This is a genomic window from Streptosporangium sp. NPDC006013 (genome assembly GCF_040614275.1).
Lineage (GTDB): Bacteria > Actinomycetota > Actinomycetes > Streptosporangiales > Streptosporangiaceae > Streptosporangium.
The window spans coordinates 51,400-75,608 of the sequence record NZ_JBEXUE010000002.1 but is presented as its reverse complement, the minus strand read 5'-3'; the positions used below and the strand labels follow the sequence as shown (position 1 = coordinate 75,608).

The window sequence follows — 24,209 nt, the reverse complement described above, 5'->3', positions numbered from 1 at the left end:
GTCGACGAGCCGCGCTGCGCCGCCCTGCTGCACGGCGTGCGCGGCGGCGAGCCCGGCGACGTGGACGCCCTGGTCGACCTGCTGGTCAACGTGTCCCGCTTCGTCGAGGCCAATGCCGCGGCCGTGGACGAACTCGAACTCAACCCGGTGCGGGTGCTGCCCGCGGGACAGGGCGTCGTCGCCCTGGACGCGGTGCTGGTCACCACCGGGTCCGTGGAGGCAACCCAGTGATCAAGACCGAAATCGGCCAGACCACCCCGGACCGCATCACCGTCCGCGGCCACGACCTGGCGAACGAGCTGATCGGGCAGATCGACTTCGTCGACATGATCCTGCTCGTCACCATCGGGCGCCGGTGCGAGGGCAACGAGAAGGACATGCTCAACGCCATCATGGTGACCGTCACCGACCACGGGCTCACCCCGAGCGCGCTGGCCGCCCGGCTCACCTACCTCGGTGCCCCCGAGGCGCCGCAGGCGGCGGTGGCGGCGGGCCTGCTCGGGGCCGGCAGCGTGTTCCTCGGCGCCATGCAGGACGCGGCGGTCATGCTCCGCGAGGCCGGCCGGGACCTCACCGAGGACAGCTCGGACGAGGAGGTCGCCAAGACCGCCCGCGAGTTCGCCGCCGCGCGCCGGGCCGCCCGGGCGCCGCTGTACGGGCTCGGCCACAACATCCACGTCGACGGCGACCCGCGGATCCCGGTGCTGCGCGCGGTGTCCGAGCGTAACGGCTACTTCGGTCGGTACTGGCGGCTACTGCTGGCCCTGGACGAGGCCAGTTCCACGGTGTACTCGCGGCGGCTGCCCGCCAACACCGCCGGGGCGGTCGGCGCCATGGTGCTCAGCATGGACCTGCCGTTGCACCTGGCTCGGGGCCTGGCCCTGGTCGGCCGGTGCGCCGGCCTGCTCGGCCACCTCATCGAGGACGAGCAGGCCCCGATCGGCCAGGAGCTGTGGGACCTGGTGCTGCGCCAGGACGAGCGGAACAAGCTGCCCGGGGACCCCCGATGAGGAGTCCGGAGCTGACGAGGAACGCGGACCGGGCGGAGAACCCGGGCCGCCGAGCCGCCGAGGAGTGCCGCCATGTTGCGCACTGACATGAACGAGACCCTGTCCCGGGTGGGGCGGGGCACGCCGATGGGTGAGTTGTTCCGCCGGTTCTGGCTGCCCGCGGTGCTGACCTCCGAAGTCGCCGAGCCGGACTGTCCCCCGGTGCGGCTGCGCATCCTCGGTGAGGACCTGGTCGCGTTCCGGGACTCCGCCGGCCAGGTCGGCATCGTCGCCGCGTACTGCTCGCACCGGCTGGCGCCGCTGTTCTTCGGGCGCAACGAGGAGGGCGGACTGCGCTGCGTCTACCACGGCTGGAAGTTCGACACCGGCGGCCGGTGCATGGAGACGCCCAACGTGCCGCCCGGCGCCCCGGACATCCGCAGGAACGTGGGCATCACCGCCTATTCGGTGCATGAGAGCGCCGGGGTCGTCTGGATCTACATGGGGCCGAAGGAGGTGCAGCCGCCGTTCCCCGCACTGGAGTACGCCAACGTCCCGGCCGAGCACGCGTTCGCCGCCCGCTGGCTGCAGCGCACCAACTGGTCGCAGGGCATGGAGGGCGAGATCGACAGCTCGCACATCAGCTGGCTGCACCGCGACTTCGACAAGAACACCACCAAGCAGAAATCGACCGGCGCGCAGATGTCCAGCGACGCCGCCCCGCACATCGAGCTGCGGCAGACCGAGTACGGCCTGGTCTACGGCGCCCGCCGCGAGCACGAGGGTCAGTACCTGTGGCGGGTCACCCAGTTCATCCTCCCGATGTTCAGCCTCATCCCGCGGGCGCCGGGCGACTTCGTCGCGGGTGGCGGCCGGGCCTGGGTGCCGGTCGACGACAACCACACCACCGTCTTCACCTTCGGCTACCGGGTCGACCAGCCCATCGGCCAGGAGGAACTGGACACCTACTACAACAGCGGCGCACTGTTCCCGCCGCGGATGGAACGCGGCCGGTACGCGCTGCCCGACGGGTACGCGATCGACACCTGGCTCCCGCTCGCCAGCAAGGAGAACGACTACCTGCTGGACCGGGAGATGCAGCGCACCGTCAACTTCACCGGCATCTGGGGCGTGCACGACCAGGACCGGGCGCTCGCCGAGAACTCGCGCAGCATCGGCGGCGCCGACCCCGGCATCATCGACCGGTCCGCCGAGCACCTGGTCAGCTCCGACCGGGCGGTGGTCGCCGCCCGGCGGATCCTGATCAACCTCACCGACGCGCTGAAGAAGGGCGTGGAACCGGCCGTCGTCGCCGACCCGGACGCGTTCGGCGTCCGCGCGATCAGCAAGCTCACCCCCATCGCGAGCTTCGACGAGTTCATGGCGGCCTATGGCGAGGAGACCCGGGCGACCGGCGTGTGCCGGCCGGTCCCGGTCGAGTAGGGGCCGGCGGATGAGCGCACGCACGCTCGGTCTCGGCCTGGTCGGGCTCGGCCTCGCCGGAGGTGTGATGGCGTCGGCCGCCCGCACCCACCCGGGCATCCGGCTGGCGGGGGCGGCCGACCCCGACCCCGCGCTGAGGGAGCGGTTCGCCGACGCGGAGGGGCTGCCGGCCCATCCCGGCATCGAGGGGCTGCTGGCCCAGCCCGACGTGGACGCGGTGTACGTGGCCACGCCGCACCAGTTGCACCGCGAGCACACCGTCGCCGCGGCCCGGGCCGGCAAGCACGTCGTCGTCGAGAAGCCGATGGCGCTGACGGTCGCCGACTGCGACGCCATGATCGGGGCGGCCGGGGCGGCCGGCGTGGTCCTGGTCGTCGGGCACACCCACGGGTTCGACCCGGCGGTGGCGCTCATCCGGGACCTGGTCGGCTCCGGCGGGTACGGCCCGCTCGGCATGATCGCGCTCTGGAACTACACCGACTTCCTGTACCGGCCGCGCCGTCCCGAGGAGCTGGACAGCGCCCGCGGCGGTGGCATCCTGTACAACCAGATCCCGCACCAGGTCGACATCGCCCGCACCGTCGCCGACCGGCCGGTGCGCTCGGTGCGCGCCACCGCCGCCATGCTCGACCAGGACCGCCCCACCGAGGGGGCGTGCGCCGCGCTGATCGAGTTCGAGGGCGGTGCCGTCGCCAGCCTGGTGTACAGCGGCTACGACCACTTCGACAGCGACGAGCTGCACGGCTGGATCGCCGAGGGCGGGGGCCCCAAGACACCCGCGCACGGTGCCACGCGGCTCCGGCTGGCCGGGCTCACCCCCGAGCAGGAGCGGCGGTCGCGCACCGCCGACTTCGGGTACGGTGCTCGCTCCCCGCTGCCCCCGCCGCACCAGCCGCACTTCGGCGAGCTGGTGGTCACCTGTGCCGGCGCCGATCTGCGCTGCTCGGCGGACGGCGTCACCGCCTACACCGACCGCGGCGTCGAGCAGCTGGCCGTGCCGCAGACGCCGTGGTGGCCGGGCCGGGGGGACGTCCTGCAGGAACTGGTGGACGCGGTCGTGCACGACCGGCCCGCCCAGCACGACGGCGCGTTCGGCCGGGAGACCGTCCGGACCTGCCTGGCCATCGCCGAATCCACCCGCGAGCGGCGCGAGGTCTTCCTCAGCACCCAGGAGGTGTCCACCCATGTCCCAGTCCGCTGAGCCCCTGACGGTCCGTGTGCAGGCGGTGCGCTGGGAGGCCGACTCGGTCCTCTCCTACGAGTTCCGCAGCCCGGATGGGGCGGCGCTGCCGCCGTTCACCGCCGGCGCCCACATCGACATGCACCTGGGCAACGGCCTGGTGCGCGGCTACTCGCTCTGCGGTGACCAGGCCGAGACCGACCGCTACGTGGTCGCGGTCAACCGCGACCCGAACAGCCGCGGCGGCTCGGAGTGGATCCACGCCAACGTGCACGCGGGCGAAACGATCACGGTGTCCGCGCCGCGCAACAACTTCCCGCTGGCCGAGGACGCGGAGCACAGCGTGCTCATCGCCGGCGGCATCGGGATCACGCCGATGCTCGGCATGGTGCGTCGGCTGGCCGCACTCGGCCGTGACTGGACGCTGTACCTGGCGGTGCGCGCTCGTGGCCAGGCGGCGTTCCTGGACGAGCTGACCCGGCTGGCCGGTGGCCGGCCCGACCGGGTGCGATTGCACGTCGACGACGAGAACGACGGGGCCTTCCTGGACATCGAGGCCGTGGTCGCCACGGCGGGCGACACCGCGCACCTGTACTGCTGCGGGCCGGTGCCGATGCTGGAGGCGTTCGAGAAGGCCACCGCGGGGCTGCCGCCGGAGCGCCGCCACCTGGAGTACTTCGCGGGCAAGGACGACGTGGCCACCGAGGGCGGTTTCGAGGTCGAGCTGACCCGCACCGGGATCACGCTGACCATCCCCGAGGGGTCCACCATCCTTGACGCGGTGCTGGAGGCCGGGGTGGACATGCCGTACTCGTGCGGCGAGGGCGTCTGCGGCTCCTGCGAGACCCGGGTGATCTCCGGCACGCCCGACCACCGGGACCTGATCCTCACCGACCAGGAAAGGGAGGCCGGCGAGACCATGATGATCTGCTGCTCCGGCAGCAGGAGCGCCCGGCTCGTCTTGGAGCTGTGAACGGGCCCGCGGGCGGACCGCGACCGACGAGCCGATGAGCCGACAGGGCCGACAGGGCCGACAGGGCCGAAAAAGGAGGAACGAGTGGCTGAGATCGTGCTGGGCATCGGCACCTCGCACAGCCCGCTGCTGGCCATCGAGCCCGCGCTGTGGGCCGAACGCGCCAAGGACGACCACCGCAAGCAGGAGCTGTACCTGGCCGACGGCCGGGTGGTGTCCTACGCGGAGCTGGCCGAGGAGACCGGCGGCCGGTACGCCGGCCGGGCCGTGCCGGAGAACTTCGAGAAGCAGGCGCAGCAGGCGCAGCAGGCGCTGGACCGGCTGGCCGCGGCCATCGCCGGGGCCGAGCTGGACGCCCTGGTCGTCATCGGCGACGACCAGGAGGAGCTGTTCAGCCGGGCGCACATGCCGGCGATCGCCGTCTACAACGGCCCGGAGATCGTCACGCACCCGAAGAACGAGGTCAATCCGAACCTGCCCGGCTGGTACCAGGAAGCCAATAAAGGCTACAAAATGGACGCGGTGCACCGCCATCCGGTCGCCGCCGACCTGGCCGACGGCCTGATCGAGGGGCTGATCGAGGCGGGCGTGGACGTCGCGGTGGCCAGCGAGGTGACCGACCCGCACCGGGCCGGCTTCGGGCACGCCTACGGCTTCGTCATCGACCGGCTCTGCGGCGACCGGCCGATCCCGATCCTGCCGGTCATGCTCAACACCTACTTCCCGCCCAACGTGCCGCGGCCCGGCCGCTGCTACGACATCGGGCAGGTCATCGGCCGGACCCTGGCCGCGCTGCCCGGCGGACAGCGGGTCGGCGTGGTCGCCTCCGGCGGGCTGACCCACTTCGCGGTCGACGAGGACCTCGACCGGCTGCTGCTGGCCGCCCTGGAGACCGGGGACGTGGCCGCGCTGCGCGCGCTGCCGCCGTCCGGCCTGCGCTCCGGCAACTCCGAGATCCTCAACTGGATCATGACCGCCGGGGCGGTCGACGGCCTGACCGTGACCGACTCCGAGTACATCCCGGTCCAGCGCACCCCCGCCGGGACCGGCATCGGGCTCGCCTTCCTCGTCTGGCGGCCCGTCCCCTCCGCACCCGGGAGTTCCCTGTGATCATCGACGCGCACGGCCACCTCATCACCCCGCCCGCGGTCTTCGCGGTGCGCACGGTCCTGCAGGCATCCAACGGCCAGCACTCCAAGGAGTGGTACCTGAACCGGTACGTCCGGGACGAGGAGATCACGGCCTCCGCCGACAAGGGCGTCCGGCTGATGGACCAGGTCGGCACCGACGTCCAGTTCATCTCACCGCGGCCGTTCGTGCTGATGCACTCGCACCCGGTCGTCAAGGACGTGCGGCTCTGGGTGGAGCTGCAGAACGACCTCATCCACCGCACCGTCTCGCTGCACCCGGACCGCTACCGCGGCATGGCCGGACTGCCGCAGGTGACCGGGCAGCCCGTCGAGATCGTCTTCGACGAGTTGGAGCGCACCATCGGCGAGCTGGGCTTCGTCGGCGTGCTGCTCAACCCCGACCCGGACGAGGGCGGCGGCCGGTCGCCGCGGCTGTCCGACCCGTACTGGTATCCGCTGTGGGCCAAGCTGGTGGAGCTGGACGTGCCCGCGCTGATCCACAGCGCCGGCTGCCGCGGCCGGGAGACCTACGACGAGCACTTCGCCACCGAGGAGAGCCTGGCGGTCACCTCGCTGGTGCACTCCGAGGTGTTCGACCGGTACCCCGACCTGAAGATCATCGTCAGCCACGGCGGCGGCTCCATCCCGTACCAGATCGGCCGCTGGCGCGCGCACTGGTGGCTGGACCTGGCGACCAAGAAGAAGCACATCGCGCAGTACTTCCGCGACCTGGAGCACGCCGGGATGAACGGCGAGCCGCTGCCGGACGCCCCGGCCGACCTGACCAGCTTCGACGACGCGCTGCGGCAGCTGTGGTTCGACACCGACGTGCACAGCTCCCACTCGCTGGAGCTGCTCTTCCGCACCGTCGGCACCGACCGCTGCCTGTTCGGCACCGAGCGCCCCGGCAGCGGCGGCGCGATCAACCCGGCGACCGGCCGCTCCTTCGAGGACTTCAAGTACACCATCGACCGCATCGACTTCCTGACGGACGAGGACCGCGCCCTGATCTACGAGGGCAACGCCCGCCGCGTCTTCTCCAGGCTGGCCCGGTGACCGCCGCGACGACCGGAGCGGTCACCGCCGAGCTGGTCCGGGAGGCCGCCGCGCTGCCCGCGGCCACCCTGCACGAGGCCGCCGGGAAGATCGGCGCGCTGCCCGCGGCGATCGGCCCGGTCCGCCCCGGCATGCGGGTGGCCGGCCCGGCACTGCCGGTGCTCAGCCCGCCCGGGGACAACCTGTGGCTGCACCGCGCCATCTACGCGGCCGAGCCCGGCGACGTGCTGGTGGTGGCCTTCGGTGACGGGTCCGACCCGCTGGAGTACGGTCACTGGGGCGAGGTCATGGCGGTCGCGGCTCTGCACCGCGGCATCGCCGGCCTGGTCACCTCCGGCGGCGTCCGGGACGGCGACCAGATGGCCGAGCGCGGCTTCCCGGCGTTCGCGCCGTCGCTGTGCATCCGCGGCACCGGCAAGGATCCGGACGGCCGCGGCTCGGTCGGCGCGCCGGTCCGGATCGGCGGCGTGACCGTGCACCGCGGCGACCTGGTGGTGGCCGACGGCGACGGCGTCGTGGTGCTGCCCGCGGCGGAGGCCGCCGGGGCGGTGCGGGCCGCGGCCCGGCGCGAGGCCGCCGAGCAGGAGATCTTCGACAGGCTCGCCGCCGGCGAGACCAGCCTGGACGTCTACCGGCTGCCCGGCGAGGGGGAGTCGTGAGGCGGCGCAGCGTCGTCGTCCCCGGCCTGGAGCACGGGACGAACCCCATCCCGGCGGCCTCCCGGGTCGGCCCGCTGCTGGCCACCGGAGGTGTCCGCGGCGTCGATCGGGTGACCGGCGAGCTGCCGGCGGACGTCCCCGGCCAGGTCCGGCACGCGTTCGCCAACCTGCGGGCCGTGCTCGAGGCCGGTGGCGGCAGCACCGGGGACGTGGTGCACGTGACGGTGTTCACCGCGGCCGACGTGCGGGCCGCGGTGAACGAGGAGTGGGTCGCGATGTTCCCCGACCCGGCCTCCCGGCCCGCTCGGCACCTGATCCGGCACGACCTGCCGGGCGGGATGCTCGTGCAGCTGGAGGCCACGGCGTACGTGACGGAAGGAGAGACGGATGGGTGACGACCTGGTGGCACGGCTCGGCGTGCTGGACACCTGCGCGGTGTCGGACGCGATGGACCGGCTGGGCGTGGCCGGGGCCGTGCCGGGCCTGGCCCCGCTGACCGGGCACCGCCGCATCGCGGGACGGGTCACCACGGTGCAGCTGGGCGACGCGGCCGACACGCCGCCGAGCGGGCGGCATCTCGGCACCGCCGCCGTCGAGGCGTCCGGGCCCGGTGACGTCATCGTGGTCGAGCACGGGCGGACCGACGTGTCCGGCTGGGGCGGCATCCTCTCGCTGGCCGCGGTCGGCCGCGGCGTCGAGGGGGTGATCGTGGACGGCGCCTGCCGCGACGTCGACGAGAGCCGCGAGCTGGGACTGCCACTGTTCGCCCGCGCCGCCGTCCCGGTCACCGCGCGGGGCCGCGTGGTCGAACGCGACTGGAACGTCCCGATCACGGTCGGCGGGGTCGGCGTGGCACCGGGTGACCTGGTGATCGCCGACGGCAGCGGGGTGGTGTTCCTGCCCGCGGCGCGCGCCGGGGAGATCCTCGCCGCCGCCGAGCAGGTCGCCGAGCGGGAACGGGCGATGGCCGAACAGGTGAGGGCGGGCGTGCCCGTGTCCCAGGTGATGGGCGCCCGCTACGAGACGATGCTGCAGGAGAACCGATGAGCACCACCACGACCACCGCGGCCGACGCCGCGACCACCGCCGCGCTCAAGGCGCTGAGCTGCACCGACGTCAGCGACGCGATGGACCGGCTGGGCATCGCCGGGCACTGCCTGGGCATCATGCCGCTGGACCGTTCGTTCCGGCTGGCCGGCCGCGCCTGGACGCTGCGCTACGGTCCGGTGGGCCGTGATCCCGGCACGGTCGGCGACTACATCGACGACCTCGGCCCCGGCCAGGTCGTGGTGCTGGACAACCAGGGCCGGCTGGACGCCACCGTCTGGGGCGACCTGCTGACCTACACGGCGATCCGCAACGGCGTAGAGGGCACCGTCATCGACGGCGTGTGCCGCGACGTCGACCGCTCGGTCACCACCGGCTACCCGGTCTTCTCCCGCGGCAACTGGATGCGCACCGGCAAGGACCGGGTGCGCGTCGAGGAGATCGGTGGCCCGGTGTCCGTCGGCGGCGCCCGGGTCGAGCCGGGCGACTGGCTGCTGGGCGACGGCGACGGCGTACTGTGCATCCCGGCGTCCCGGGTGCACGAGGTGGTCGCCGTCGCCGAGGAGATCCGGAACGCCGAGGAGCGGATCCGCGATGCGGTGCAAAACGGCCGCTCGCTGCGTGCCGCTCGCGAGGACGTCGGCTACCACCGCCTCCAGACGAGGCGCTGAGGCCGTCGGCGTCCCGGGCCCCGGGACGCCGCGGCACCGTGGTGGAACCGCCGCCCGGCTGCTTTCCGGAGCGGGGCTGATGTTGTGAGACAAGGCAGGGTGAGATGAGAATCAGCGTCGATCTGGACCGGTGTGTCTGCACCGGCACGTGTGTGTTCGTGGCACCCCAGGTGTTCGCGATCGAGAACCACAGCGAGCTCGTGGTGCTCCGGCCCGAGCCGGACGAGTCCCTGCGCGACCTGGTCCTCGACGCCGAGGAGCAGTGTCCCACCGGTGCCATTCAGGTCACCGGCTGACGACCGTCCCGCCCTGACCCGTCCGCCTGGGCGGGTCAGGCGCCGCGGCCGAAGACGGTGTCGCGGACCTCCAGGACGATCTTGAGCAGCCGGCTCTCGTCGGCCTGGATCCGGTCGGAGGGGCCGATGATGCCCAGACCGACGACCTCGTCCCCGACGCTACCCGAGACGGCGAAGGAGCTGACGCCGACCGTGCCCTCGTCGACGGACCGGAACCAGCCGAGCTCGCGGTGCCTGCGCACCTCCTCCTCCAGCTCCCGGGGGTTGGTCTTGGTGTTCTCGGTGAGCCGGGGGAGCGGCTTGAGACGCAGCAGCCGACTCAGGTCATGGTCGTCGAGCCCGCTCAGCAGCGCCTTCCCGATCGCGGTGCCGTTGATCGTGAACGTGTCGCCGACCTCCACCACGTACCGCAGCCGGTGGCCGCCCTGCGAGACCGCGACGATCTTTATCCGGTCCCCGGTGAGCACCGCGCACGAGGCCGTCTCTCCGGAGCGCTGCGCGAGCAGGCCGCTCGCCTCCGCGCCGAACGCCGACAGCGCGTCGTTCTCGGAGATGGCGGTCGCGGTGGCCAGCAGCCGGCCGGTCGGGTAGAAGCGCCGCGTCGTCGCGGTGCGGCTCACGTAGCCCAGCTCGTGCAGCGTGTTCAGTAGATCGGAGCTGCTGCTCTCCGGGATGTCCAGCAGGCGGGCCACCTCGGACTTGGTGAGCTCCCGCTTCTCCCGCGCGAAGATCTCGAAAAGCGCCATCGCCCGGGCCGCCGCGGGCACGGTGGTGCCGCCGGCCTCCACCGGCCCCCCGCGCGACCGCCGTCCGCGCCGCGCGGATGCGGCCATGTCCCCGGACAGGGCCGGTTCCGCCGCCTGTGCCATTGGCAAACCCTCTCACAGTTTTCGCACACGTAGGCGCTGCGCGACATCCGTCCCTGATACCCAACGGGCGGAAGGCGGCAATCAGATGATCAATGCCGGACGTGTGATAAAGGTAGAAAAGCCGCAAACCGCGTCCGCCGCCGGTTCGATCGGCGGTGCCGCCGGGCGCCGTCGGCCACGGGTGACCGAATGGCGCGCCAGCCGGTGTGAAGCATGACAAGGATACCGTGATGAGGGCGCCTAATCATCGCCGGAGAACACCGCATAGGCGGATGTCCGCGAATTCTTCGTATCCACCGCCCCGCGCGGATCGTGCGACGGGGGCATGGTCCGCCAGGGCGGTGGATCTTCCGGACTTCCCGGCAGCGACCGTTTCGTCAGGTGACCGGGTACGAGCGCGGAGTGGGGGCGAACGACCCCCGCCGGTTCCGGGAATCACCGGGCCGTCCGGCCCGGTGATTCCCGGAACGGCCGCTACGGCATGAACTTGCCGCCGTTGACGTGGAGTGTCTGGCCGGTGATGAAACTTGCCTCATCCGATGCCAGGAATGCGACGGCGTGGGCGATCTCCTCCACCTCCCCGGTCCGCTTCATCGGAATCCTGGAGGTGTCCAGTGGCGCACCCGCCCGGGCGGTCCCCTCGGTCCGGGTCGGGCCTGGCGAGACCACGTTGACCCGGATCAGCGGGGCCAGTTCCGCGGCCAGCGCCCGGCTCATCCCGAGCACCCCGGCCTTGCTGGCCGAATATGCGATGAGATTCGGATTGGCCATGGAACCGGCGCCGGAGGCGATGTTGACGATGGATCCGCCACCGGTCTCCACCATGCTCCGGGCGGCTTCCCGGCACACCGTGAACGTGCCGGTCAGATTGACGCCGATGACGAGGTTCCAGATCTCGTCCGTGGTGTCCAGCGCGGGTGCGAACGGGAAAACACCGGCGCTGTTCACGACGGTTCCGATACGCCCGTACTCGGCGACCGTGAACTGTATGAGAGAACGTACGTCATCCGGCCGCATGATGTCCGTGCGGACGGCCGAGGCGGCCACTCCGAAGCGTTCACCGCATTCCGCGGCGACCGCCTTCGCATTGTCCGGATCGAGGTCGGCGATGACGAGCGAATCACCGCGCGAGGCGAATTCCAGAGCGATGGCCTTACCGATTCCGCGGCCCCCACCCGTCACCAGTGTCGCGGTGCCCGTTGATTCCGGCACGAGTAATCCTCCATTGTCGAGCGTCCGGTGCCCGGCCGTTCCCGGCCGGGTGGTCGCGGGCGGTCAGGCCCAGCGCACCGGGAGACCGGCCATGCCACGGGTGAGGAACGAGCCGAGCCACTCGACCCGGTCGGTGTTCAGCGCCAGTCGCGGTGCCGCGGCCAGATGGGCGAAGGCCACCTGGGCCTCCAGCCGGGCCAGGCTCGCGCCCAGGCACATGTGGATGCCGCCGCCGAAGGTCGCGTGCCGTGAGTTGCCGCGGCGGATGTCGAACCGATGCGGGTCCTCGAACACCGCGGGGTCGCGGTTGGCCGCCGACAGGATCGCGTACACGTGCTCGCCCTTGTGGATCCGCACGCCGTCGAGTTCCATCTCCTCGGGGGCGATCCGGCACAGGCTGTTACGGGCCGGGCCCTCGTAGCGCAGCATCTCCTCGATCGCGGACGGGATCACGTCCGGGTTCGCCCGCAGGTCGTCGTAGGCCTCGGGGTGGGTGAGCAGCAGGTGCATGCCGTTGGCGATCAGGTTCTTGGTGGTGCTGAACCCGGCCGAGTGCAGCAGCATGCAGTTGGCGATGATCTCCAGGTCGGTGATCTCCCCGGCGGCGGCCCCGATGAGCTGGGAGATGATGTCGGTCCCGCCGGGGTTGGCCCGCCGTTCCTTGATCAGCTCCTCGAAGTACGCGAAGCACTCCGCGGCGGTGGCCTCGCGGCGCGCGGCGACGTCGGCGGGCTGCGCCAGCGGCTCCAGCGAGCCGTGCAGTGCCTCGCCCCAGGCCAGGAAGTCGTCCTCCATGGTCGGGGGGACGCCGACGAGCCGGCAGATCAGCCGCAGCGGCACCTTGTAGGAGAAGTCCTGGATGAAGTCGAACTCGGCCCGGTCGCGCAGCCCGTCGAGCAGCTCCTGGACGATCTCGCTGACGTCCTGCCGGTTCTGCTCGACCGCCCGGGGGGTGAACAGCCGGGAGACGACGGCGCGCAGCCGGGTGTGGTCGGGTGGGTCGCGGAAGGCCAGGCTCTCCAGGAAGATCTGCTGCGTCGGGGTGACGCCCTCCTTGCCGTCCATCTCCTCCCGGCTCCAGCGCCGGTCCTTCACCAGTTGCTGGGTGGCGTCGTAGGACGTCACCAGGATCGGGCCCTGCGCGGTCCGGTAGACCGGCGCGTGCTCACGCAGCCGGTCGAAGAACCGGTAGGGGTCGGTGGTGATCTCTCCGCGGTCGGGATGGTGCGACGTGAGGTAGAGCATCGCCTCCTCGGCGATGCTCCGGCTCTGCGGCGACGCCGCGAGATCGGTTGCCATGCGAGTTCTGGCCTCCTCTGTGTGCTCCGTGCAGGCTCTACGAGGCGGGCACGGCGATTCATCGCCGGTGACGGCGGTCATGCGTGCGGGACCGGCTGGCAGGACGGCCAGCCGGATGACCCTATTGCGAACTTCTGTTGCACTATACGGTATTTCGTGGTGTTGGCCAATGCTTTGGGGATGTCCGTAACGAGCCGGGTGGGCTGCGGGGTCGCCTGTCGGGCGGGGTGCTCCGGGCCGGCGGGCCGGGCGGTGGGAGCTTCGGCAAGGCTGCGACGTCGAAGTTACGGTATCTCGCAGGACTCCACGGATGGGCGTCGCCATTGGTGTGATCGGCGGCATCGGCATGTGGTGTGAGGTTGGACAAGGGATGATTCGACTACAGGTGGCCCTTGCGGCATGTATGCGAAATATCGTAGATTTCCACGAAGTTACACGATTGGCCGATGAGGGCGAGTCGTGACGCTTGAGGATACGTGTGGGTGTGGACCGGCTGACCCCGCCGGGCCGGTTCCCACCGTGGCCGCCGCCGGGCCCGGGCAGCGCCCGCCCGTGGGCCTTCCACGGGACGGCGCATCCGGTACGCATCGGCAGCGGCAGCGACCAGAGAAGGGCATGAGGATGGCGCCACCGACAGAAGAGGCACAGCGGTTCAGCGGGTGGCCGGTCCACGGCGGCCCGCCGCCCGAGGGCTCGGTGGCCTGGGTGGTCGGGGTGGGGGCGCGGCAGGGGACCGGCGCGGCCGTGGCCCGCCGCTTCGCCGCCGCCGGCCTGCACGTGGTCGTCACCGGCCGCACCAAGGAGAAGGTCACCGCGGTCGCCGAGGACATCGAGGCCGCGGGCGGCCGGGCCACCGCCGTCGTCGGCGACGCCGGCTCCGAGGAGGGCCTGCGCGAGTCGCTGGCGGTCGTCGACGAGCTGGGCACCCTGGCGATCGCCACCTACAACGCCGGCGGCTCGCAGTGGAAGCCCGGCATCCTGGAGATGGACACCGAGTTCTTCGAGTCGGTCTGGCGCACCAACTGCCTGGGCTCCTTCATCACCGGCCGGGAGGCGGCCCGGCGGATGACGGCCTCCGGCGGCGGGGTGATCATGTTCACCGGCTCCGTCTCCGGCCTGATCGCCCGGCCCAAGCTCGCTGCGTACGCCTCGGCGAAGTTCGGGCAGCGCGCGGTGGCCCAGGCGCTGGCCCGTGAGTTCGGCCCGCGTAACGTGCACGTCGCGAACGTGATCGTGCACGGCCCGATCGACGGCGACCGGCTCAACTCGGCGTTCCCGCACGCCAAGGACAGCCGCCCGGCGGACGGCATGGTGGACATCGAGCAGATCGCCGAGACGTTCTGGCAGGTCGCCGTACAGCCCCGGACCGCGTGGACTCAGGAGATGGACATCCGGCCGTACTGCGAGGAGTTCTGATGGCCCCGGGGCCGTACGCCCCGGAGGCGAGGCCCGACTATCCGGGCCGGCTCCGGCTCGACGGCCGCGGGTACGTGGTGCTGGGCGCCGGCGACGGCATCGGCGGCGCGGTCTGCGACGCGATCGCGCAGGCCGGGGGCCGGGTGCTGTGCGCGGACCTGGACGGCGAGCGCGCGGGGAGGACCGCGGCGCGCTGCGGTGGCGAGGCGATGACCGCCGACGTGACCGACCGGGAGCAGCTGACGGCCGTGTTCGATCGGGCCGGGGAGCTGTTCGGCGAGGGCCTCCACGGCATCGTCGACGTGGTCGGGGTCTCCTTCGCCGAGCTGCTGGCCGACGGCACCGAGGAGTCGATGCGCCGCCAGTTCGACCTGGTACTGCGCCACCCGGTGCTGCTCACCCAGGTCGCGATCCCACGGCTGGCCGCCCTCGGGCACGGCAGCGTGGTGTTCATCGGCTCGCTGGCCGGGGCCGCCAACACGCCCCGGCTGGGGCTGTACGGCACGGCGAAGGCGGCCGTGCACCACCTGGCGACGGCCTGCGCGCAGGAGTTCGGGCCCTACGGAGTCCGGACCAACGCCGTCGTCGTCGGCCGGATCCTGGGCTCGGGCGGGACGCCGAACCCGCCGGCGGAGGCGGTGCGCGCCGTGGAGGCGGTCGTCCCGCAGCGCCGCTGCGGCTTCCCCGACGACATCGCCTCGGTGGTGCTCTTCCTGCTGTCGGATCTGGCCGGGTACGTCAACGGCGCGGAGATCCCGGTCGACGGCGGGATCGGCGTGGTGTCCCCGCTGCCGAGCACCCATCCCGCCAACCGCTGACCGTTACCTGTTTACGGTCGGCCGAATACTGGCTGCCAGGCGGCAATCGCCGACCTGGTGCGCCGGATGTATTCCGACTTGTCGTATGACTATGCGAAGCCCTGAAACGATGCCGGGCTCGCAGCCCGAACCGGCGGGTGCGCGGTCGCCCGCGCCCGGCCCGGAAGGAGAACCATGACGGAGACCACTGGAACCGCGGGCACCACGGCCCACCCCTCCCGCGACGCCATCCGGCAGACGGTGCTCGGCTACGTGCGGGGATTGGAGAACTCCGAGTTCGACGCGGTGGCCGACCTGTTCGCCGACGACGCCTTCTACTCCCACCCGCCCTTCGACCCGGACAGCCCGAAGCGGGCCGAGGTCATCGGGCGGGAGGCGGTGCGGGCGCTGCTCAAGGGCAGGCGCGGCACCAGGAAGTGGTTCCACGAGATCCAGACGCTCTTCGTCGCCGACGACCGCTGCCTGATCGAGGGCATCGTCCGGGAGTCCGAGGGCGGGCCGATCCGGTCCTCCTTCGCCGGAGCGGGCACCTTCGACGCCGAGGCCCGGATCACCCGGTGGGTCGCCTACCGCAGCGTGCCCGCCATCGGCGAGTCCCTGGACTGAGACGTGACGGATCCGGGAAGCCGGGAAACGGCGGAGGAAACACCGTGACGGACGAACTGAAAGGCGCCGTCGCCCTGGTCACCGGGGCCAGCAGTGGGATCGGGCGGGCCATCGCCCTCCGGCTCGCCGCCTCCGGGGCCGCGGTGGCGCTGGTCGCGCGCCGGGAGGACCGGCTCCGCGACCTGCGCGATGAGATCACCGGCCTGGGCGGCGGCGCGGTCGCCCTGCCGGCGGACCTGGCCGATCCGGCCCGGGCCGCCGGTGCGGTGGAGGACGCGGTCGCCGCGTACGGACGGCTGGACGTCCTGGTCAACAATGCCGGGGTGATGCTGCTCGGCCCGGCGGCGGACGCGCCGGAGGAGGAGTGGGAGCGCATGCTCGACCTCAACCTCCGCGCCGTGCTGGCGACGACCCGGGCGGCCCTGCCGCACCTGCTGGCCGCGGCGGAGTCCGCGCCGCGCCGGGTGGCCGACGTGGTCAACGTCGGCTCGGTGGCCGGTCGGGGCGCGGGAGCGCGGGCCGGCAACGGCGTGTACGCCTTGACCAAGGCCGGGCTGGCCGCCTTCTCCGAGTCGCTGCGCCAGGAACTGGCCGGGCAGCGGGTCCGGGTGGCGCTGGTCGAGCCCGGTGCCACCGTCACCGAACTGGCCGACCACGTCCGCCCGGAGGTGCTGGCCGAGCGCAGGAAGGCGATGGGTGACATCGTCCGGTTGTCCGCGGACGACGTCGCCGACGCCGTCGGGTACGTGGTGACCCGCTCCCGCGAGGTGGCGCTGAACGGGATCGTGATCCGGCCGACCGCCCAGGTGTGATCGGCCGCCCCACTGGCCTTTATAACGAAATATCGGATAGATTTACGAAAGGTCGTGATTATATGTCGATCGCGGCCGGCTGGAGGGTGGAACGTGGAGCGTGACGAGACGACGGGCACCGGGCTGCCGGTGTCGGAACCGCCCGTGCCGGAACCGCCCGTGCCGGAACCGCCGGGGCAGGGGCTGCCCCTGGCGGGGCTGAAGGTCGTCGACTTCTCCGAACTGGCCCCCGGCCCGTTCCTGACCCGGTGCCTGCGCGACCTGGGCGCCGAGATCGACAAGGTGGAACGCCCGGCCAGGGACGGCGCCTTCTCCACCCACCCGGGCACCTACCGGGTGCTCAACGACGGCAAGCGGATCCACGTCCTGGATCTGAAGACCCCGGACGGCCTGGCCCGCGCCGAGGAACTGGTGGCCGGGGCCGACGTGCTGGTGGAGGGCTTCCGCCCGGGCGTCATGGACCGGCTCGGCCTCGGGTACGGCACGCTCGCCGAGCGGCACCCCGGCCTGGTCTACGTCTCCATCAGCGGCTTCGGGCAGGAGGGGCCGCTGAGCCGGATACCCGGCCATGACCTCAACTACCTGGCCGCCTCCGGGCTGCTCGGCCTGATGGGCGAGCTCGACGGCCCGCCCGCCCTCGGCGTCGGCGCCCCCGTCGGCGACCTGCTGGGGGCGGTGTACGCGCTCAGCTCCACCCTCACCGCACTGCTCGCCCGCAAGGACACCGGCCGGGGCCGTCACCTGGACGTCTCCATCACCGACTGCCTGATGCACGGCATGAACATGGTGATCGGCCAGCTCCAGGCCGACGGCCGCGCTTCGCTGCGGGAGGCCAGGGAGGCGGTCTTCACCCGCCCGGCCTACGGCGTCTTCGAGACCGCCGACGGCGAGTACCTGAGCATCGCCGCCCTGGAGGAGCACTTCTGGCAGCGCACCGTCGCCGCCCTCGACCTGGACCTGTCCGGCCTGGACACCGCCACCCTGGGGGGCCGGCGCCGCGACACCCGCGAGATCAACGCCAGGATCGCCGCGGTGGTGCGCGGCCGGGACGCCAAGTCCCTGATCGAGACGCTGGAGGCCGCCGACGTCCCGGTGATGCGGGTGCTGTCGCCGCTGGAGCTGGCGGACTCCCCGCACGCCAGGGAGCGCGGCCTGTTCACCTCCGTCGGTGACATCGGCTACGTCCGCTTCCCGGTGCGGATCGGCGACGAGGCCTAGGAGGAATCGACGTGGACTTCCGACTGGACGAGACGGCGGAGACCCTCAGCGGGCTGACGGGCGGTCTGCTCGCCCGCGGGCTACCGGACGAGCGGATCGCCTCGGCCGAGTTCGAGGCCGCCGGGTACTCCGAGGAGGCGTGGCACAGCCTGGCCGGGGCCGGCGTCCTGGAGGCGTTCCTCCCCGAGGACCTGGGCGGCACCGACGCCGACGCCGTGGTGCTGGCCGCCGTGCTGCGGCAGGCGGCCCGGTACGGCGGCATGGTTCCGGCGCTGCCCGTGCTGGCCTACGGCCTGCACACCCTGGCCAGGTACGGCGGCACCGGGCACCGGGACCTGCTGGGGAGCGTGGCCAAGGGCGGCGCCCTGGTGACCGGCGCGGTCCGCGGGCCCGGCGGCGGCCGGGCCCTGGACACGGACGTGACGGCCGAGCCGTACGACGGCGGCCACCGGCTGACCGGGGTGCGGACCCACGTCCCGTTCGGCGCGCAGGCCGAGGCGATCCTGGTCCCGGCGCGGATCACCAGCGGACCGGAGGACGGCACCGTCGGGGTCTTCGTGGTGGACGCCGCCGCCCCGGGGCTGGCCGCCGCGGCGCACCCGGTCACCGACCACGTGCCCACCGCCCGGATCGCCCTGGACGCGGTGGCGGTGCCCGGACACGCACTGCTGGGCGGGCCGGCCCTGGCCGCCGAGGCCGCCGGACACCTGGAGCTGTCCGCGCTGCTGGGGGTGGCCGCCACCGCCTCCGGCCTGCTGGAGCGCGCCATGGAGCTGACCGCCGGGCACGTGAAGGCCAGGAAGCAGTTCGGCCGCGCGCTGGCCCAGTTCCAGGCGGTCACCATGCAGATGGGCGACGTCTTCACGGCGCAGCGCATCCTGGAGAACACCTACCTGGCCGCCGCCTGGCAGCTGGCGGCCGGCCGCACCGCCGAGGCCCGGCGCAGCCTGTCGTCCGCCTGCTACCTGGTCTGCCACGACGCCGTCCCGGCGCTGCTCACCTGCCAGCACCTGCACGGCGGCACCGGCCTCGACATCGACCACCCGCTGCACCGGTACGTCACCGGCGGGCTCGCCCTCGGCCAGTTCCTGGGCGGCACCGAGGCCTGCCTGGACGCGGCGGCCGGCTCCGCCCGGGTCAGCTGAGAGAGGACACCAGCGTGTACATCGACCTGACCCCCGAGGAGCGCGAGCTCCAGCGGGAGGCGGACGCCTACTTCGCCGGCGTGGTGACCGAGCAGGAGCGCGCCCAGCTGCACGAGGACGAGTTCGGCCCCGCGTACCGGGCGGTGTCCCGGCGGCTGGGCCGCGACGGCTGGCTCGGCCTGGGCTGGCCGGAGGAGCACGGCGGCCGGGGCCTCGGCCCGATGGCCGACCAGATCGTGGTCAGCACCGCCTTCCGGTACGAGGTCCCCTACCCGCTGGTCACCGTCTACTCGGTCGGCCCGGCACTCCAGGAGTTCGGCACCCCGGAGCAGCAGCGGGAGTTCCTGCCGCGCATCCTCGCCGGCGACCTGCAGGTCTCCATCGGCTACAGCGAGCCCGGCTCCGGCACCGATCTGGCCTCGCTGACCACCTCCGCCCGGCGTGACGGCGACTCCTACGTCGTCAACGGCCAGAAGATGTTCATCTCCGGCGCGCACACCGCCGACTACCTGTGGCTGGCCTGCCGCACCGACCCCGAGGAGCCGCGCACCCGGGGCATCTCGATCCTGCTGCTCGACACCGCCCTGCCCGGCGTCAGCTGGACGCCCATCCGCACGCTGAACCGCTCGCACCAGGTCAACGCCGTCTACTTCGACGACGTCCGGGTACCTGCGGACCGGCTGATCGGCCGGGAGAACAAGGGCTGGTCGGTGGTGGTCGGCCAGCTCAACTCCGAGCGGTTCATCGTCGGCCCGGCCGGCAAGATCCAGGCACACCTGGACCGGCTCCGGCACTGGGCCGCCGAGACGCCGCTGGGCGGGCCGGGCGGGAGGCGCCGGATGGCCGACCTGCCCGAGGTACGCCGGGCGCTCGCCGAGCTCGACGCGATCGTCACCGCGAACGAGCTGCTCAACTGGCGGATCGTCGCCGACACCGGCACCGGCACGCTGGGCGCCGCCGACGCCTCGGTGAACAAGCTGTACAACTCTGAGCGGCTGGTCGAGGCCGGCGCCCGGATCGCACAGCTGGTGCAGCGGTACGGCGACCCCGCCGACGAGCTGACCGCCGCCGTGCTGCGCGACACCGACCACGCGTTCAAGACCGAGCTGAAGCTGCCGGTCGGCGGCGGCGTCAGCGAGATCCAGCGGGAGCTGATCGCCACCGTGGGCCTGGGCCTGCCCAGGGCGCCCCGATGAGCGCCTCCGGGACCCCCGGCGTCGCCGGGACGGGCGGGACCGGCGCCGGACCCGCGCTGGTCGGGTACGACGCGGACCGCGAGCGCGGTGTCGCGGTGCTGACCCTGGACTCGGTCGCCAACCGCAACGCGCTGTCCCGCCCGCTGCTGGACCAGCTGACCGCACTGCTGCGGCGGGCCGCGGCCGACGACGCCGTCCGGGTCGTCGTGCTGCGCGCCAACGGCCCCTCGTTCTGCTCCGGCGCCGACCTCGCGGCGGTGCGCTCCGGCGCGATGACCCCGATCGTCGAGGGTGTCGTCGAGGTGCAGCGTCTCGTCGTGACCATGCCCAAGCCGGTGGTGGCGCGGGTACACGGCACGGTCCGGGCCGGCGGCCTGGGCCTGGTCGCCGCCGCCGACGTCGCCGTCGGGTCGCTGGAGAGCAGCTACGCCCTCACCGAGGTCCGCCTTGGGCTGGCCGCCGCCGCGGTCAGTCTCACCGTGCTGCCCCGGCTCGGCGACCGGGCCGCCGCCGACTACCTGCTGACCGGCCGGGTCTTCGGCGGAGCCGAGGCCGAGCGGGCCGGGCTGCTGACCCGCGCCGTGCCCGAGGCCGAGCTGGACGTCGCGGTCGACGCGTACCTGGAGGACCTGCTGCTGGGCAGCCCACAGGGCCTGCGCGAGGCCAAGGCGCTGCTCACCGCCCCGATGCGCGCCCGGATGGACGAGTTCGGCCAGGAGATGGTCGACCTGTCCGCGCGGCTGTTCACCTCCCCCGAGGCCAGACGCGCGACCGAGGCCCTGCTGTCCCGGACCCGGCGCCCCCGCTGAGCCCGCCCGCCGGGCCCTTCGCCTCCTGAGGAGTTACCGATGACGTTCGAGCACGAGGAGTCTCGAAGCGGTTCATCACCGGCTCCGGCCTGCCGTTCTCCCTGGTGGCCGTCACCGCTCGCACCGGCTCGGCGCGTGGCGGGCGTGCGCTCCAACGCGCGGCATGGTAGTGGGCGCCGGCCCATCGCAAGCCTGACGGGTCGTTGCCGAGCGGTATCGAGATCTCCCGGGTCTTCGGGCGCAGCCGGGCGCACGCCCGCTGGGGACGCCGTCTGCACCGGCTTGATGCCGATCCGGCCACGGCGCCGCACGTACGGTGAATGTTCGCGCAGCGGCTGGCGGGTGTGAGCAGCGCATGTTGGTGGCGGAGAACGGGATGGGCCGACAGTCCCGGCGGCCCGCGCCCCTGGTCAGCGCTGGTGCGTTGTGAGGGCGGCCATGGCCTTGGCATGCCAGGCAGGGGCGTTGGACGTGGCGAAGATCTCGGACGCCGTCTTCAGATGCTCGATGTGCCGGCCGTCGACGATGTGGCCGAGGGCCAGGTGCACCCGCCCCTCGAAGGTCTTCCCGTTGAGCCGGCGGCCTTGCTCCAGAGCCAGGGTGAGGGTGGCCCTGCCCTGGGCGAGATGACCGGCTGCCACCTCGGTTTCGCCCAGAATGAGTAGCGCTTCGGCTTCCTGGAAGAGGTCGCGCCGCGCGCGAGCACCCCGCACGACGTCGGTCAGGATGTCATGGGCCTCCTGGACACGGCCTTGGCGCAGGTAGGCGTCGCCGAGCGTGCGGCGCAGGTGGAGTTCGAGCTCGGGAATCCCCGAAGGCAACAAGGCGAGCCCTCGTTCGGCTGCGGCCTGCGCCTTGTCGAAGTGATCGCGTCGTTGGTGCAAGGCGCCGAGATGGAACAGCACATACGCAGCGGACGCCAGGTCGCCGAGATCCTCGAAGATCTCGAAGGCCTGCTCGAACGCTGCCAGAGCCGGTTCCCAGTCGGCGAGCACGCGGTAGGCGACGCCGGAGTCCGCCAGAGCCAGCGCGTGTCCGCGCTTGTCGCCGAGGCGCTCGTACAGGTCGACGGCCTCGCTCGCGCATGCGGCCGCGAGTGACAAGTTGCCCATCTGGTGGTGGAGGCCGCCGTGGCTCAGGAGGAGGGCGGCCGTGCCGCGGAGATTGCCCTGCCGGCGGCACAGTTGTAGGGCGAGCTCGTAGTCGGCGAGCTGGTCGTCCTGGTAGCCGCGCCTTTGCCGCAGCATCGAGCTGGTGGCGGTCAGCTCCCAGCACGGTTCGGACCAGCCTGCCCGGGCGGCCTGCTGGGTCATGGCGGAGAGGTTGAGGCGTTCGGCATCGAGCCAGAGCATCGGCTCGGGGACGAGTGCCGCGTGGTTGTCGGGTAACCAGCGTGCGCAGGCGCCTTGGACTTCGTCGATGTCCTCGCCGCGGAAGGTTCTGTCGGCGTGGGCGGTGAGCGCCAGCATGGCTCCGAGGGCGCGGAGGGTGGCCGCGTGCCGTTCCTCTTCCGGCTCGTCCGTCTCGGCGCGTTCGGCGGCGTAGAGCCGCACAAGATCATGGAAGCGAAAGCGTCGCTGCCCGACGCGGTCCACTCCCAAGGGCTGCAGCAGTTGCGCGTCGACGAGGTCATCCAGCAGGGCGTCCGCTTCGAGCAGGTCCGGCTGATCGAGCAGCGCCGCGAGGTGCCAGGCCGCCAGCCCGCCGGGTGCGTCGAGCAGGCTCAGCAGCCGGAAAGCGCGCGTCACCGGTTCGGGAAGGTCGCGGCAGGACAGCTCGAAGCCGCTTCGGACCTGCAGCTCCTCTCCGTTCAGGAGGTCGAGTCGGCGTTGCCGGTCAGTCAGTTGCGCCACCAGCTCCGCGATCGTGCCGGTCCTGCGGCTGGTCAGCCGGGCGGCCGTCAACCGCAGGGCCAGGGGAAGGCCGTCACACAATCGGGCGAGTTGCTCGGCGTCGTTCCGTTCCCGTTCGACCCATGGGGTGCCAAGCACTCCGGCGAGCAGGTCCACGGCTTCTCGGTCGTCGAGGGGCGAAAGTGGAACGGCTGCCGCGCCGTACTCGATGAGGAGGTCTTCCAGCCGGGGCCTGGCCGTGACCACTACGCGGCAACCTCGTGCACCCGGCAACAGCGGTCGGACCTGGGCGGCCGAAGCCGCGTTGTCCAGCAGGATCAGCACCCGCAGCGGGTGCAGGATGCTGCGGTACAGCGCCGTGCGCTCGTCGGTGTCGGCGGGGATCTGCTCGCTGTTGAGGCCCAGCGCGCGCAGGAACCGCCCCAGCAGGTCGTGTGGTGCGACCGGTTCGGCCAGGCGATCGTAGCCGCGCAGGTCGGCGAAGAGCTGGCCGTCGGGGAAGCGTGACAGGTTTCGGTGGGCCCAGTCGAGTGCGAGCGCGGTCTTGCCGACTCCGGCGATGCCGCTTACGATCGCCACCGGTGTCGGGCTCTCGGGGGCGATCAGTCCATCCAGCGCGCGAGCCGCTTGCGCGCGTCCGGTGAAGGCGGAGTTTGGCGGAGCCAACTGCGCCGGTACCACGGCCGACGCCGATCTGAGCGGCCTGACTGGGTACGTCTCCTGACGGAGGATCCGCTGCTGGAGGTCGCGGAGCTCCGGTCCGGGATCGAGGCCGAGTTCATGCGCCAGGAACTCGGCGGCGTCGTGGTAGGCGGCCAGTGCTTCGGCCTGCCGGCCGTCACCCCACAAGGCGGTCATCAGCTGGGCGCGCAGCTTCTCGCGCAACGGGTGGGCGAGAGCCAGCGACTTCAGCTCGGCGACGATCTCGCTGTGGCGCCCCAGGGTGAGTTCGGCGTCGAGGCGCTCCTCGGTCACGGTGAGCCGCAGCTCATCCAGGCGTGCCGCCTCCTCCCGCACGACGGCCAGCGCCTGCAGATCGGCGAAGGCCGGGCCACGCCACATCCGCAGGCTCCGGTCGAGCGTGGCTACCCCGGTGACCAGGTCGCCGAGGTTGATCGTCTGCCTGCCGTGCCGTACGGCCCGCTCGAACTCCAGTGAGTCCAGCGCGTCGTCGTCGACGGCGAGCAGGTAGCCGGAGGCCGCGGTGGTCACCCGCGAGGCGCCGAGCGCCTGGTTGAGCCGGTGGACATAGATGCGCAGGCTCTCGCGTGCGGAGGCCGGCGGAGCTGACTCCCACACGGCCTCGATCAGGTCCGTCGCCGGGACCACGGTATTCGGCCGCGACAGCACTGCGGCCAGAAGACGCCGCACTTTTGGTGGCATCGGCACGACGTCTTCCCGGTATCGCGCCTCCACCGCGCCCAGCACGCTGAACGTCAGCATTGTCACCGCCTTTCCCCACCCGAACCGGCCCACAGATGTCTCACGGATCTCTCACGGCATCCTCACGGC

Annotated in this window: 24 protein-coding genes; 20 read left to right on the top strand and 4 right to left on the bottom strand. The window is 72.2% G+C overall.

The features are described from left to right. The 12 genes from ABZ260_RS00830 to ABZ260_RS00775 form a co-directional block, all read left to right on the top strand. On the top strand, positions 1 to 231 hold a 231-nt coding region (locus ABZ260_RS00830; RefSeq protein WP_355611024.1), incomplete at its 5' end, for an acetate--CoA ligase family protein. Continuing rightward, positions 228 to 1,010, top strand: a complete 783-nt coding sequence (locus ABZ260_RS00825) for a citryl-CoA lyase (protein ID WP_355611020.1) — start codon at positions 228 to 230, stop codon at positions 1,008 to 1,010. The genes ABZ260_RS00830 and ABZ260_RS00825, both read left to right, overlap by 4 nt. 72 nt (positions 1,011 to 1,082) lie before the next feature. After that, positions 1,083 to 2,432 carry a Rieske 2Fe-2S domain-containing protein gene (locus ABZ260_RS00820; RefSeq protein WP_355611017.1) on the top strand — a complete coding sequence of 450 codons (1,350 nt, stop codon included), beginning with the start codon at positions 1,083 to 1,085 and terminating at the stop codon, positions 2,430 to 2,432. A 10-nt stretch (positions 2,433 to 2,442) separates the two neighbouring features. Continuing rightward, positions 2,443 to 3,633, top strand: a complete 1,191-nt coding sequence (locus tag ABZ260_RS00815) for a Gfo/Idh/MocA family oxidoreductase (RefSeq protein WP_355611014.1) — start codon at positions 2,443 to 2,445, stop codon at positions 3,631 to 3,633. Continuing rightward, positions 3,617 to 4,585: a PDR/VanB family oxidoreductase gene (locus ABZ260_RS00810; protein WP_355611011.1), complete on the top strand. Its 969-nt coding sequence runs from the start codon at positions 3,617 to 3,619 to the stop codon at positions 4,583 to 4,585. Before ABZ260_RS00815 ends, ABZ260_RS00810 begins: the two co-directional genes overlap by 17 nt. Positions 4,586 to 4,669: 84 nt before the next feature. Beyond that, the gene (locus tag ABZ260_RS00805) at positions 4,670 to 5,695 is read left to right on the top strand and encodes a hypothetical protein (protein ID WP_355611008.1); all 1,026 of its coding nucleotides are present in this window, start codon (positions 4,670 to 4,672) and stop codon (positions 5,693 to 5,695) included. After that, a complete protein-coding gene (locus tag ABZ260_RS00800; protein WP_355611005.1) occupies positions 5,692 to 6,771 on the top strand; it encodes an amidohydrolase family protein in 1,080 nt (359 codons plus the stop codon). Before ABZ260_RS00805 ends, ABZ260_RS00800 begins: the two co-directional genes overlap by 4 nt. Beyond that, a complete protein-coding gene (locus ABZ260_RS00795) occupies positions 6,768 to 7,430 on the top strand; it encodes an RraA family protein (RefSeq protein WP_355611002.1) in 663 nt (220 codons plus the stop codon). Before ABZ260_RS00800 ends, ABZ260_RS00795 begins: the two co-directional genes overlap by 4 nt. Continuing rightward, positions 7,427 to 7,825: a RidA family protein gene (locus tag ABZ260_RS00790; protein ID WP_355610999.1), complete on the top strand. Its 399-nt coding sequence runs from the start codon at positions 7,427 to 7,429 to the stop codon at positions 7,823 to 7,825. The genes ABZ260_RS00795 and ABZ260_RS00790 overlap by 4 nt, the downstream gene beginning before the upstream one ends. After that, positions 7,818 to 8,477, top strand: a complete 660-nt coding sequence (locus ABZ260_RS00785; RefSeq protein WP_355610997.1) for an RraA family protein — start codon at positions 7,818 to 7,820, stop codon at positions 8,475 to 8,477. The genes ABZ260_RS00790 and ABZ260_RS00785 overlap by 8 nt, the downstream gene beginning before the upstream one ends. Next, the gene (locus tag ABZ260_RS00780) at positions 8,474 to 9,148 is read left to right on the top strand and encodes an RraA family protein (protein ID WP_355610994.1); all 675 of its coding nucleotides are present in this window, start codon (positions 8,474 to 8,476) and stop codon (positions 9,146 to 9,148) included. The genes ABZ260_RS00785 and ABZ260_RS00780 overlap by 4 nt, the downstream gene beginning before the upstream one ends. A 104-nt stretch (positions 9,149 to 9,252) precedes the next feature. Continuing rightward, entirely contained in the window at positions 9,253 to 9,444 is a 192-nt protein-coding gene (locus ABZ260_RS00775) for a ferredoxin (RefSeq protein WP_355610991.1), read from the top strand. Positions 9,445 to 9,479: 35 nt separating this feature from the next. Here the strand turns inward: ABZ260_RS00775 and ABZ260_RS00770 are convergent, their stop codons facing one another. From ABZ260_RS00770 to ABZ260_RS00760, 3 genes are all read right to left on the bottom strand, one after another. Next, entirely contained in the window at positions 9,480 to 10,313 is an 834-nt protein-coding gene (locus ABZ260_RS00770) for an IclR family transcriptional regulator (protein ID WP_355610988.1), read from the bottom strand. 474 nt (positions 10,314 to 10,787) lie between these two features. Then, positions 10,788 to 11,525 (bottom strand): SDR family NAD(P)-dependent oxidoreductase, encoded by a 738-nt coding sequence (locus tag ABZ260_RS00765; RefSeq protein ID WP_355610985.1) that lies wholly within the window; start codon positions 11,523 to 11,525, stop codon positions 10,788 to 10,790. Between the two features lie 63 nt (positions 11,526 to 11,588). Further along, positions 11,589 to 12,824, bottom strand: a complete 1,236-nt coding sequence (locus ABZ260_RS00760; RefSeq protein ID WP_355610981.1) for a cytochrome P450 — start codon at positions 12,822 to 12,824, stop codon at positions 11,589 to 11,591. A 621-nt stretch (positions 12,825 to 13,445) separates the two neighbouring features. Between ABZ260_RS00760 and ABZ260_RS00755 the strand changes: the two genes are divergently transcribed. From ABZ260_RS00755 to ABZ260_RS00720, 8 genes are all read left to right on the top strand, one after another. Continuing rightward, positions 13,446 to 14,240, top strand: coding sequence for an SDR family NAD(P)-dependent oxidoreductase (locus ABZ260_RS00755; protein WP_355610979.1), 795 nt, complete (start codon positions 13,446 to 13,448; stop codon positions 14,238 to 14,240). Further along, positions 14,240 to 15,058, top strand: coding sequence for an SDR family oxidoreductase (locus tag ABZ260_RS00750; RefSeq protein ID WP_355610976.1), 819 nt, complete (start codon positions 14,240 to 14,242; stop codon positions 15,056 to 15,058). The genes ABZ260_RS00755 and ABZ260_RS00750 overlap by 1 nt, the downstream gene beginning before the upstream one ends. Positions 15,059 to 15,232: 174 nt before the next feature. Continuing rightward, entirely contained in the window at positions 15,233 to 15,664 is a 432-nt protein-coding gene (locus ABZ260_RS00745) for a nuclear transport factor 2 family protein (protein ID WP_355610973.1), read from the top strand. A gap of 44 nt (positions 15,665 to 15,708) precedes the next feature. Beyond that, positions 15,709 to 16,476, top strand: a complete 768-nt coding sequence (locus ABZ260_RS00740) for an SDR family NAD(P)-dependent oxidoreductase (protein WP_355610970.1) — start codon at positions 15,709 to 15,711, stop codon at positions 16,474 to 16,476. Positions 16,477 to 16,569: 93 nt separating this feature from the next. Beyond that, positions 16,570 to 17,694, top strand: a complete 1,125-nt coding sequence (locus ABZ260_RS00735) for a CaiB/BaiF CoA-transferase family protein (RefSeq protein ID WP_355610967.1) — start codon at positions 16,570 to 16,572, stop codon at positions 17,692 to 17,694. 11 nt (positions 17,695 to 17,705) lie between these two features. Further along, positions 17,706 to 18,839: an acyl-CoA dehydrogenase family protein gene (locus tag ABZ260_RS00730; RefSeq protein WP_355610964.1), complete on the top strand. Its 1,134-nt coding sequence runs from the start codon at positions 17,706 to 17,708 to the stop codon at positions 18,837 to 18,839. Between the two features lie 14 nt (positions 18,840 to 18,853). After that, positions 18,854 to 20,035: an acyl-CoA dehydrogenase family protein gene (locus ABZ260_RS00725; protein ID WP_355610961.1), complete on the top strand. Its 1,182-nt coding sequence runs from the start codon at positions 18,854 to 18,856 to the stop codon at positions 20,033 to 20,035. After that, a complete protein-coding gene (locus ABZ260_RS00720; RefSeq protein ID WP_355610958.1) occupies positions 20,032 to 20,844 on the top strand; it encodes an enoyl-CoA hydratase-related protein in 813 nt (270 codons plus the stop codon). The genes ABZ260_RS00725 and ABZ260_RS00720 overlap by 4 nt, the downstream gene beginning before the upstream one ends. A gap of 410 nt (positions 20,845 to 21,254) precedes the next feature. On the opposite strand, the gene ABZ260_RS00715 is transcribed toward ABZ260_RS00720, so the two are convergent. Continuing rightward, positions 21,255 to 24,140 (bottom strand): BTAD domain-containing putative transcriptional regulator, encoded by a 2,886-nt coding sequence (locus tag ABZ260_RS00715; RefSeq protein ID WP_355611030.1) that lies wholly within the window; start codon positions 24,138 to 24,140, stop codon positions 21,255 to 21,257. Positions 24,141 to 24,209: the final 69 nt, after the last annotated feature.

What these genes read in the sequence shown, in the direction of transcription:
- ABZ260_RS00770 (WP_355610988.1), bottom strand. Translation starts at nt 10,313, where the DNA reads ATGGCACAGGCGGCGGAACCGGCCCTGTCCGGGGACATGGCCGCATCC.
- ABZ260_RS00775 (WP_355610991.1), top strand. Translation starts at nt 9,253, where the DNA reads ATGAGAATCAGCGTCGATCTGGACCGGTGTGTCTGCACCGGCACGTGT.
- ABZ260_RS00715 (WP_355611030.1), bottom strand. Translation starts at nt 24,140, where the DNA reads ATGCTGACGTTCAGCGTGCTGGGCGCGGTGGAGGCGCGATACCGGGAA.
- ABZ260_RS00820 (WP_355611017.1), top strand. Translation starts at nt 1,083, where the DNA reads ATGTTGCGCACTGACATGAACGAGACCCTGTCCCGGGTGGGGCGGGGC.
- ABZ260_RS00760 (WP_355610981.1), bottom strand. Translation starts at nt 12,824, where the DNA reads ATGGCAACCGATCTCGCGGCGTCGCCGCAGAGCCGGAGCATCGCCGAG.
- ABZ260_RS00785 (WP_355610997.1), top strand. Translation starts at nt 7,818, where the DNA reads ATGGGTGACGACCTGGTGGCACGGCTCGGCGTGCTGGACACCTGCGCG.
- ABZ260_RS00745 (WP_355610973.1), top strand. Translation starts at nt 15,233, where the DNA reads ATGACGGAGACCACTGGAACCGCGGGCACCACGGCCCACCCCTCCCGC.
- ABZ260_RS00780 (WP_355610994.1), top strand. Translation starts at nt 8,474, where the DNA reads ATGAGCACCACCACGACCACCGCGGCCGACGCCGCGACCACCGCCGCG.
- ABZ260_RS00810 (WP_355611011.1), top strand. Translation starts at nt 3,617, where the DNA reads ATGTCCCAGTCCGCTGAGCCCCTGACGGTCCGTGTGCAGGCGGTGCGC.
- ABZ260_RS00720 (WP_355610958.1), top strand. Translation starts at nt 20,032, where the DNA reads ATGAGCGCCTCCGGGACCCCCGGCGTCGCCGGGACGGGCGGGACCGGC.
- ABZ260_RS00755 (WP_355610979.1), top strand. Translation starts at nt 13,446, where the DNA reads ATGGCGCCACCGACAGAAGAGGCACAGCGGTTCAGCGGGTGGCCGGTC.
- ABZ260_RS00815 (WP_355611014.1), top strand. Translation starts at nt 2,443, where the DNA reads ATGAGCGCACGCACGCTCGGTCTCGGCCTGGTCGGGCTCGGCCTCGCC.
- ABZ260_RS00750 (WP_355610976.1), top strand. Translation starts at nt 14,240, where the DNA reads ATGGCCCCGGGGCCGTACGCCCCGGAGGCGAGGCCCGACTATCCGGGC.